Origin of the sequence: Halorubrum laminariae (assembly GCF_024494655.1) — an archaeon.
Taxonomy (GTDB): domain Archaea; phylum Halobacteriota; class Halobacteria; order Halobacteriales; family Haloferacaceae; genus Halorubrum; species Halorubrum laminariae.
Genome location: NZ_JANHDL010000015.1, coordinates 1 through 8,860 on the forward strand (window position 1 = coordinate 1; position 8,860 = coordinate 8,860).

Consider the following 8,860-nt stretch of genomic DNA (forward strand, 5'->3'; position numbering starts at 1 on the left):
GGTATCAATTCCATCTTGAGAAGGCTCTAGAAGTCGATACTCGCGAAGAGAAGAATTTCCATATTCGACAGGCTCTCCAGATTGGTGTCGTTTGCGATGGGCCGGAATAGTCTCTGATGGCTCTGTTGAAATCCTATTCTTCAGATATATTCTCGCCTGAAACAGCCGGTCGCTGAAGAGTGCTTATGGAGTATTACCTAGCATAAATATGATTAGTAATATTACCAATCCAATTCCAACGCTGATGGCCACTAGAAAACCGATCCTCAGTAGAAGTATTAGGTTTTTGTTGTTATCGGGAATAAACCCAGAGAGACCGTACATGGCGACGGCTAGGCCAAACAAAAATGGAAGTGATGTACCCAATGAGGATAAATAGAATTCTACTGAACCTGTACTAAGCGTAAATAAGCACACACAGAGGCCAACAAACGTCATAACTCCATACCCAACCTCTCCACCCCTTTTTTTAACAATTGTATCTCTTATCCCCAGTAGATAACCTGTGAAATCAGTCATAAGTATAGAATCGTTGGATTCGGTATATGCCTAGAATAAAGTCAGATTAACTGACTTACCAGATTGAAAATGGTATATTCGACCGCGCAACCGACTCAATAATATAATAAATTGTATGTTTAGGACCGATATAGTATCAGATAATGTATCCACGCTTCAGTGTGTCACGGCGGCCGGCGAACGTCGTAATTTAGTATAAAACCCCGATGTTCGCACCCGAACCACGCGACCTACCGCGACGGCCAGCTGGGACGTGCTTGGGGATGCCGTAGCCGGTCGGGAGGGACGGCGCTATCATTTGCCCTCGCCGGCGTCGTCGCTCTCGTCGAGGTCGTTGAGGAGCGCGCGGGCGATCCGTACCTGTGCCTCAAGTCCCGGATCGACCGGTCCCAACTCGCCGCTCTCGGCCGCCTCAACGAACGCCCGAATTTCTTCGGCGTCTTGGTCGTCGTCGAGCGAGAGGTCGAGGTCGCCGTTCTCAACGGCATCTGCGAGGTCGCCCGCCGGATCGATATGTTGTGGATCACTCTCCGGGACTGGCTCGGGATCGTCACTCATCGGTTTCCTCACCGGAGTCCTTTCGCGTTATCTTGTAATCCTTGGTTAAGGACCACACTCCAACGCCTGCGAGAAGGAACACACCGAGCAGGATGATAGTAATGACCGGTTCCGCGGTCAGACCAAAGAGCAACAAGAGCGTCCCGGTGCTCGCAATCGTAATGTATGCGATACCCCGAGAGAGCCACAACGCCCACCCTCGGAGCGATTCCGGTGACTCCCGATCATGAATAACCGCCGACACAGCTCCAATTCCGACGGCCGCAAAAAAGAGGAGGAAAACACCCAGCACAAGTAGAGATACAATCCCTGAAACGACGGCGAATGATCCGGGGGTCATCGATTGTCACCCACCCAGCGATACGTGTCGTCGACCGGCCGATACGCGACCAGTCCCTCCTCGGTGAGATACCGGAGGCCGGGGTCGACCGCTCGCCCCCACCATGTAGCCGTGTCGAGCGTGCTCCCGTCCGCGAGCGCATCAACGAGCCCGGTCCGGCCCAGCCGGTCGCCCGTCGCCGCGAGGTATTCGGCCGCGCGCCGTGTCTGCGCTCGCGTCATCGCCGGGTCGATCCCGGTCGACGGATCCCACCGGGCGAGCGCAGCGTCGAGTGCCGTCGGGATTTCCAGCTCATCCTTATCAACACTCATGACGACGTTAATGCCCCCCAGTAACCGATCGATATTCTCACGGACATACGTCGGACCGTCCCGCTCGACAGCCCGATCAATCATATTCTGAACGTCTTCTTGCTCGGAGTATCCGCTGTCGTTGCTCATGATTCCTCCTCGCCGACCCCGTCCGCGCTGTGTGCGTCCGTCGGAGGGTCGGCCGGGGTTTCGGTCGCGTCGTCGCCGGCGTCCGCTCTCGCGGCGTCCTCGCCGACTGAATCGCGTCTCACGTCGCCGGGACCGGACGGGAGTCCGTCGTCCATCGTCGGGGCGTCACCGGCGCGATCCTTCCAGTAAAGCACTCGGCGTGATACCTTCCGCCGATCCACCTCGCCTCGGTTGTAAAGCGCCCCGAGCTTTCGCCGCGCCGTCTCTCGTGAACACCCGAGTGCGTCCGATACGTCCGCCGAGAGAACCACCGGCCCGCGTACCTCGTCGAACACTGCCCGAACGTCGTCGAGCGTCACCGTTTCAATGTATTCACCGTCGTCGCCGTGCTCCCGTGGCATACCCCAACGCTCGACCGCGTCCGTCTTAACCATTAGGCTCACACAAGATGGTAAACGGTGATGGCAAAGACTGAAACCATATATCTTACACAATATGGCAGAGACAGATCGGTTCTTCGGGGCGTGTTGAAACGTCCGGGTGGTTGGAACACCCGGGTCGGTCTCTACTTCCGTGTACTAACTGAACATTTGTTTATTTTTTGTACAGAGTAACAGTACACCGGGTTTTGATTCTAAACCGTCGAAAGCACCGGATTTTTACAAATATACGAGTCTCAGGGCCTCTAACAACGTTTAAACGCATATACACTCACATACAAGTTGTATGAGCTCAGTATCATCCGAGTTGCCCGTACACGAGGGTCTGGACGTTCGTAAACACACCACGATCTACAAGAGTAGTAACTGGTGGAAAGAAGTAGCACTTATTGAGGGCTTTGGGGAGCGTACAGTCAAAGTTTATCTTTGGAAACATAATGGCGATAGCTGGAAGCTCAGACACGAACTCAAAGTCAGGGGAAAAGACGAGTGGGATGACACTCGCGAAGCTATCGACTCTTACATTGAAGAACTGTAATTCACCGTCAGCAACACCGAAAACCCGACCCACCGGGACGGGTGCAACGGTCCCCGAGCCTAACTAACAAAACTACTGATCCGGGTGATTGGCCGCAGTTCCTCCTAATATAGAATCGCATGAAGGACAAACGATAAGCACAACCCCTATCGGAAGAGCAAATTCTTTTTTAACGGGTCTAAACCAGTCACCCTCTGGGGGGGCCTGATGCCCACATTCTGGACAGTTAACCATGTTTTCACAGAATAGAGGAGGGTCTTAATCATATGGATGGTTGCGGTTGCGAGTCACCCGGAATAGAGAGTCACGGGAGCGTCAGTATGGGGATCGGTAGAACCCCTCGGTTTTCCTTACACATACCACCCCGATCCCGGTCTAATTCGTTTCTTGATATTTACATACTGAATCAAACACGCGGGACAGCGTCGGGATCGACGTCCGCCGGCGTGGTCGTACTGGGGTCACTATTCGGGACCATAGGTGTTATCCCAAAATATAGGCACATATCCACGGAAATGCGGTGTGTAGCCCGTTTACCGCAGTCTACAGCCTGATACTCCTACCCCAAACGGGTAAACACGCCCCGGTCCCGGATCGATCGTGGCTCACACCCCACTATCGGTGTGTAATAAAGCGCATGTCACAATATAAATTCGCGATCCCTGATGTTGCGAAGATGGGTCTATGATGCACAGGTTTCGAGGCTAAGTCATCTGAAATAAGTGGCCGAGCAGGTCTCGAAGCGCGCTTCTGAAAGACCTATCGCGTAGCATTCACAAATCCGATAGAAAATCGCCGGGTAGGCCAGCGCCGCCGCTCACGATCGAGCAAGCTCAGAGGAGACGAGAAATTAGTCGGGTGGATCGAGGCCGTAGTTCTTCTTGGCAAATGTCAGGAACGAGTTCGAAGAGACTGCCGGCTGGTCGCCGACCTCACCGTGGAGTTCCAACTGCACGAGGATATCCACGAGTCGCCAGCAGTTATACAACACGCAGGCGAACGCGAAGTTGAAGTACCGGAACCGGTGGTCAGGTGATTGCGTCTCCGCGAGGAACGTCTTCAGCTTCTTGAACCCGTTCTCGATGCCCCAGCGCTGCTTGTACCGGACCATCAGCCGCCCGATCTGGTGCTTCATCTCCCACTCATCATCGGGATCGACATCTACCCACGGGAGATTTGTCTCAAAAGGTACCGTCGGCGCTTCGACACGCGCCGGCTCCTTGATCTCCTCTTCTTCGGCAACCTCGTCGAGGAGGTTGCTTAGCGGCGAGTCGCCGTCACGGTCCTCCGACAGCGGCGTGGTGTCACCGATATCTTCGAAGTCCTCGATGAGCTCCTGTCGGATTGTCACGTCCGTCCCGTCGTCGTCTTCCTCTTCACGTTCCCACTCGCGTTTCGGAAGGTAGACTGCCTTCCGTGTCGGCCTGTCGTCGAGGCGCTCTTGCTCGACGACGTCGAAGTCTTTGTCTTTGCTGGCAAGCTTGGCGATCTGGTGTTCATGGTCACTACTGGACCGCACAACGCCGGGATTGAGGTAGTAGACATCGTGCTCCTCGCAGACCTCTTTCACGCCGTCAGGCGCGAACTCACGGTCCATCATCACCAAATCGAGTCCGGGGACGATCTCGGTCGCTCCATCTAGGAGATCGTCCACGATATCCGCCCGCGTTCGACTTCGAACGACCGGAACAGCATCAAGGATCAGTGGGACATCGTGGCCGACAAGTTTGATAACCGCCCACTGGAAGAATGGCCCGTCGTCGCCTTTGTAACCGAGAATCCACGGTTCCTGATTCTGTCCGCTGCTGTCACGTTCAACATGTCCACTCCACGGGTTGCCCTTCGTGAAGTCGATAGCCGCCATCTGCTTGCGTCCCATCTTGTCTTTCGCTTTCGCCTGTTTAACGAGCGTCCGGCTAGTGTCCCGGAGCATCGTCCGGATACGTTCGACGCCAAGCGTCTTCGTCTGTAACCGGTGTGAATCACCCGACGGCGTTTCCGTCCGGGTAGAGTCGGTGGCAAAGGACTGTGCGCCGTCGTTCGGGTGCATATCACTCCGCATCCCGAAATATGACTGCTGTTCCCAGAATGCGCCTTCGGGAATACTTGCGTTCCCGCTGCGGTCAAGATGGAAGCAGTCCTCGACAATGGGTTTCGCACCCTTCCAAACCTCTCGGGCCTTCTCACGAGCGAGCGTATCCTTGCTTTTCGATCGCGTGACCGTGTCCATCGGCTGGTCGGGTAGAAACTCAGGTTCGGGCGCAGGAATGTCGTGGTATCGAGCGATGTCTACGACGACTTCGGCAGCATCTCGAACCGCACCACGAACGTCTTTGAGACGGTCTTCCCACGCCCGCCAGAGTGTGGACTGATGGGGGATTCCATCGAAGCCGAGCTGCGTGGTAAGAAACGGCTTCTGTTTGAGGTATTTCCAGAGAGTCGTTTCACTCTTCCAGCCTTTCACGCAGCGGAGCACGTGCGCTCGGAAGACAGCTTCCCAAGGTTTCGGGTCGCCCTGTTCGTGGTCGAAAGTATCGTAGAATCGGAGGTAGCAGGCTGGGACTTCGGCGACAATATCTTCTAGCGTGACTGACCGATCGTGTCGGACCTGTTGCTCGCGTGGGTAGGTTGTAAGAACGCCGTCAACCATTTCGCGGAATGTCATATCGAAGGACCGTGCTTCGACAAGATCGCCAGTATTCGTGGTGTAAAGTCCGTCTACGTCGTAATCTTTCGGTGTAGATTCATAGCCCGCGCTGTCGAGATGCCTCCGTGGACCGAGGCGCTCCCACCGTGACCCGGTTGGGGCCTGTGCCGCGGTTCTTGTCACGTAGTGACATATTTGTTTGCCAACTATATAAAGAATCCATCAGCGGAGTGGAAGTGGTCACTGCTCTCGTTCAGTATAGTGTATTCATACGTCAATGTCGAAACTGACAGCAACAGACCCGTCTCCGATCAAGCCCCAGAAAATGAATCGATACCGACCCGAAACGAGATCAGGACACACTTCAAGGGGGATTGTATCATTACTTGCGGAGATGATTCCCTCTTCAGTCAATTCGAGCTCCCATGTGAAGCCACCATTGACAAGTTCATCAGTATAGCCGATCTTACTGTCGTCTACTACTCCCCGCACATCGCGCCACCCGTTCTCGGTATATATCTCGAAATTAAATGAGTCGCTGGTACCTCGTTCGTTGGCATGTAAGCTGATCTCAGCCGTTTCCCCATAATTGAACGAGAGTCCATCTACACGGAGTGACTCTTCGTCTGTATCGCCCCACCTGAGATTGTCTGAATCATACGGCTTAAGATGTCTATTGAACTCGCTGCTTTCACAGACGAACTCATTAGGAGCGTCGGTAGGGTTCCCTTCGGGACGAATATTTCCACTTTCATTTCCACTTTGAATTCCGAGACACCCGGATAAACCGGCAATCCCTGTAGATCCGAGTAAGAATGAGCGTCGTTTCACTAATTCAGGATACAGTAGTTGAGAATAAGTGTTTTCGGGAGAAATAAAATTCCAAAATGGACAAGTACTCTGTGACCGGATTCAATACGCAAGCGCGATCTTGCGGTTGATTCAGCCGCACAACCCCGGAAGTATTGTCTGTAGATCGGTTAGTACTGGGTATATACGTCACATCACCACCGGAATAGTTGTTATATAATGCCCGGATAGGTGGATGGATCGTCGCGCCGGAGTTGTCGGTATAGTGCGCCGATACCGTAGGCAGCACTACCAAGGAAGACTCCGGCAAGAATTCCATACTGAATGCCAGCTTCAATACCCCACATAAGTTCTCCTTCTGGCCCTAGGTAAATATCTACACTTCTGATGGTACGGTACTGGGAAGAGTCATCCCACCGAAGGTATCCGAGAAGAGGTGGAAACACAGCGCGCCAGAAGATAGCAGAGAAGACGGAAACCTGTGCTATCAACAATCCACCGCACTTGACTCCAGCATACAGCGCGACCGTAGACATACACAGCGTGAGGAGCGTGCCAGACGCGAACTCAACGCCCACGCTGAACCCAAGAGAAAAGATAGCCAGTAGGAGGGCTGTTGCCATGAGTGTATAGATAAAAAAAGGAGATTCACCAATGAGGAGGGATCGATAACGCATAACAGCAAATCCTCAATACAGCGATATAAATGTCCTCCTCGTGAAATAGTCACGACGATGGCGGGGTCAACTAACTAGATGAGTACGGCTCTTTGTAACCATCTGTTCCTGCGAAGAATATGACTGAGGAAGAAGACTTCAATAGAGCCGACCAATTCGCAGCTCTCATCCACCGGCTGTTTCAGTCGATGATGTATCTGAAGAATAGGATTTCAACGGAGGCGTATGTTTTTATGAATGACTGACAGTCTAATTGGCATGAACCGCCGCGATTATTTTGCTGTTCTCGGGATCGGGATAGCCGGTACTGCAGGATGCACTAGTATTCCAACTGGGTTCGACCCCACAGAAAGCGAGCCGACAGAGAGCAATGAATTGATTCGAGAAACCTACGAAGGAGACGGATCGGCATTAAATGAGTTCTCCGTAGAAAATGAGGGAGCAATATTATTTGAAGTTGAAAGCGATGATCGTCTCTCTGCTGATGTTATCCCCGCCGATGAAGATGGCAGTGGTACGGCTTTCACAATAGAATCCCGGTTATCCCGTATCAGAAAATACAGTGATATTGAAACCGGGGAATACGCGTTAGATGTTACTACCAACGGAGAGTGGAAGATCATCATTGAACAGCACCCTCCACTTGGTCTGAAATCCGTCGAAACGCCCGAATTCCCACTAACAATTAGCTCGGAAACCCCGGATGTATTTGGACCATACAACTTTGATGGGTTCATGAGTGCCAGTACATATTCAACGGCTGTCTCCGGTTTGAATTTCATTGACGAGTCAGGAGAATGGGTAGAGTCGGTGGGGCACGGTCAGACTCACCTTGGAGAAACCCGTGACCAAGGAACAATAAATGTTGAAGGACCACATTGGCTAGTAGTTACGATGAATTTGGCCTTGACTGGAGATGATGATCCAGTAGAGTTTGAAGTGACATTAGAAGCACCAAGCTGATTGAGAGTTGTTTATAATATGAATCGTAGAGCGATACTATCTGTTTCACTGGTCAGTCTTGCTGGGTGTACAGTAACTATTGGCGACAGTTCTGATGATTCAGTTGAAGATGGTGAGTCGGCAGAGAGTGGTGCAGAAAGCGACGAATCTAATGATCAAGAACAGCAGGAAGTAGAAGTAGAGTCAACTGAAGACACTCAAGAACCAGAAGATCTCGACCGTCCTGCGGTTGAGAGTATGTCTGTCCGATACGATGAAGCGTGGTTACACCTTTCACGGACATACAAAACACCAAACTACGGTGATGAATTTAGAATAACTGAGCGATGGACTATCGAGAGTGATGACATCACTTTGGAAGAAGAACGAGAGAAGAATATTGAACCAGAAACAGAGAGTGATGTGGTTTTGATTGGTCAGAGTATCTTATTTTTGGATCGGTGGGATAACAATATACAGACGGGAGAGTACGATGTGACACTCGTGCTTGAAGCTCCGAATGGTGATCAGAGTGAACCTGTCTCTGAATCTGTATCAATCACGGAACAGGCTAGTCAGTAGATAATCGTTTTCCGACAAAGGTCCAGTAGTTTCAGGGTCTGATTTCATTTCGATAACGGGGTCTTCATTTCGAAGGCGGTGGGAGTCAATCGGTCTGTGTTTTGAGTTTCCGATTTTGTTAAGAAAGTCGGAAACTCAAAGGACTAAGCCGTCCAAACAACGGTACGAATTATTTAAAGAGATGAGCGAGTCAACAAATTCGGAAACTCGGCTTTGTTGAAATCCTATTCTTCAGACATATTCTTGCCTGAAACAGCCGGTCGATGAGAGCTGCGAATTCTTCACTCGCAATCGTGAAGTGAAAACAATTTTATGTTTAAATCAATATGGGCGGGAGTACTCCGAGTATTCAACTGGCGACCTGTAG

The 8,860-nt window shown here is 51.8% G+C and carries 12 protein-coding genes; 3 read left to right on the forward strand and 9 right to left on the reverse strand.

Annotated features, from left to right (window positions below; all coding sequences use genetic code 11):
- Window positions 1–183: 183 nt before the first annotated feature.
- From NO887_RS16595 to NO887_RS16615, 5 genes are all read right to left on the reverse strand, one after another.
- Complete coding sequence (locus tag NO887_RS16595) at window positions 184–519, reverse strand: hypothetical protein (RefSeq protein WP_256419324.1); 336 nt, start codon at window positions 517–519, stop codon at window positions 184–186.
- Between the two features lie 294 nt (window positions 520–813).
- Window positions 814–1,077: a hypothetical protein gene (locus NO887_RS16600; protein WP_256419325.1), complete on the reverse strand. Its 264-nt coding sequence runs from the start codon at window positions 1,075–1,077 to the stop codon at window positions 814–816.
- Window positions 1,070–1,417 (reverse strand): hypothetical protein, encoded by a 348-nt coding sequence (locus tag NO887_RS16605; RefSeq protein ID WP_256419326.1) that lies wholly within the window; start codon window positions 1,415–1,417, stop codon window positions 1,070–1,072. The genes NO887_RS16600 and NO887_RS16605 overlap by 8 nt, the downstream gene beginning before the upstream one ends.
- A complete protein-coding gene (locus tag NO887_RS16610) occupies window positions 1,414–1,857 on the reverse strand; it encodes a hypothetical protein (RefSeq protein WP_256419327.1) in 444 nt (147 codons plus the stop codon). Before NO887_RS16610 ends, NO887_RS16605 begins: the two co-directional genes overlap by 4 nt.
- On the reverse strand, window positions 1,854–2,258 hold the full coding sequence (locus NO887_RS16615) for a hypothetical protein (RefSeq protein ID WP_256419328.1): 405 nt from the start codon (window positions 2,256–2,258) through the stop codon (window positions 1,854–1,856). Before NO887_RS16615 ends, NO887_RS16610 begins: the two co-directional genes overlap by 4 nt.
- Window positions 2,259–2,583: 325 nt before the next feature.
- On the opposite strand from NO887_RS16615, the gene NO887_RS16620 reads away from it, so the two are divergent.
- Window positions 2,584–2,835 (forward strand): hypothetical protein, encoded by a 252-nt coding sequence (locus tag NO887_RS16620; RefSeq protein WP_256419329.1) that lies wholly within the window; start codon window positions 2,584–2,586, stop codon window positions 2,833–2,835.
- A gap of 72 nt (window positions 2,836–2,907) precedes the next feature.
- On the opposite strand, the gene NO887_RS18835 is transcribed toward NO887_RS16620, so the two are convergent.
- The 4 genes from NO887_RS18835 to NO887_RS16635 form a co-directional block, all read right to left on the reverse strand.
- Window positions 2,908–3,069, reverse strand: a complete 162-nt coding sequence (locus NO887_RS18835) for a DUF8106 domain-containing protein (protein ID WP_465262007.1) — start codon at window positions 3,067–3,069, stop codon at window positions 2,908–2,910.
- 616 nt (window positions 3,070–3,685) lie between these two features.
- Window positions 3,686–5,500: a transposase gene (locus NO887_RS16625; RefSeq protein WP_256419330.1), complete on the reverse strand. Its 1,815-nt coding sequence runs from the start codon at window positions 5,498–5,500 to the stop codon at window positions 3,686–3,688.
- 249 nt (window positions 5,501–5,749) lie between these two features.
- Window positions 5,750–6,313: a hypothetical protein gene (locus tag NO887_RS16630; RefSeq protein WP_256419331.1), complete on the reverse strand. Its 564-nt coding sequence runs from the start codon at window positions 6,311–6,313 to the stop codon at window positions 5,750–5,752.
- A 191-nt stretch (window positions 6,314–6,504) separates the two neighbouring features.
- Complete coding sequence (locus tag NO887_RS16635) at window positions 6,505–6,969, reverse strand: hypothetical protein (protein WP_256419332.1); 465 nt, start codon at window positions 6,967–6,969, stop codon at window positions 6,505–6,507.
- Between the two features lie 258 nt (window positions 6,970–7,227).
- Between NO887_RS16635 and NO887_RS16640 the strand changes: the two genes are divergently transcribed.
- Complete coding sequence (locus NO887_RS16640) at window positions 7,228–7,932, forward strand: hypothetical protein (RefSeq protein WP_256407142.1); 705 nt, start codon at window positions 7,228–7,230, stop codon at window positions 7,930–7,932.
- A gap of 18 nt (window positions 7,933–7,950) precedes the next feature.
- Window positions 7,951–8,493, forward strand: a complete 543-nt coding sequence (locus tag NO887_RS16645; RefSeq protein ID WP_256407143.1) for a hypothetical protein — start codon at window positions 7,951–7,953, stop codon at window positions 8,491–8,493.
- The last annotated feature ends 367 nt before the right edge of the window (window positions 8,494–8,860 follow it).

Coding starts and splice junctions, on each gene's coding strand:
- NO887_RS16620 (WP_256419329.1), top strand. CDS start 2,584: ATGAGCTCAGTATCATCCGAGTTGCCCGTACACGAGGGTCTGGACGTT.
- NO887_RS16640 (WP_256407142.1), top strand. CDS start 7,228: ATGAACCGCCGCGATTATTTTGCTGTTCTCGGGATCGGGATAGCCGGT.
- NO887_RS16600 (WP_256419325.1), bottom strand. CDS start 1,077: ATGAGTGACGATCCCGAGCCAGTCCCGGAGAGTGATCCACAACATATC.
- NO887_RS16645 (WP_256407143.1), top strand. CDS start 7,951: ATGAATCGTAGAGCGATACTATCTGTTTCACTGGTCAGTCTTGCTGGG.
- NO887_RS16610 (WP_256419327.1), bottom strand. CDS start 1,857: ATGAGCAACGACAGCGGATACTCCGAGCAAGAAGACGTTCAGAATATG.
- NO887_RS18835 (WP_465262007.1), bottom strand. CDS start 3,069: ATGGTTAACTGTCCAGAATGTGGGCATCAGGCCCCCCCAGAGGGTGAC.
- NO887_RS16595 (WP_256419324.1), bottom strand. CDS start 519: ATGACTGATTTCACAGGTTATCTACTGGGGATAAGAGATACAATTGTT.
- NO887_RS16635 (WP_256419332.1), bottom strand. CDS start 6,969: ATGCGTTATCGATCCCTCCTCATTGGTGAATCTCCTTTTTTTATCTAT.
- NO887_RS16605 (WP_256419326.1), bottom strand. CDS start 1,417: ATGACCCCCGGATCATTCGCCGTCGTTTCAGGGATTGTATCTCTACTT.
- NO887_RS16615 (WP_256419328.1), bottom strand. CDS start 2,258: ATGCCACGGGAGCACGGCGACGACGGTGAATACATTGAAACGGTGACG.
- NO887_RS16625 (WP_256419330.1), bottom strand. CDS start 5,500: ATGACATTCCGCGAAATGGTTGACGGCGTTCTTACAACCTACCCACGC.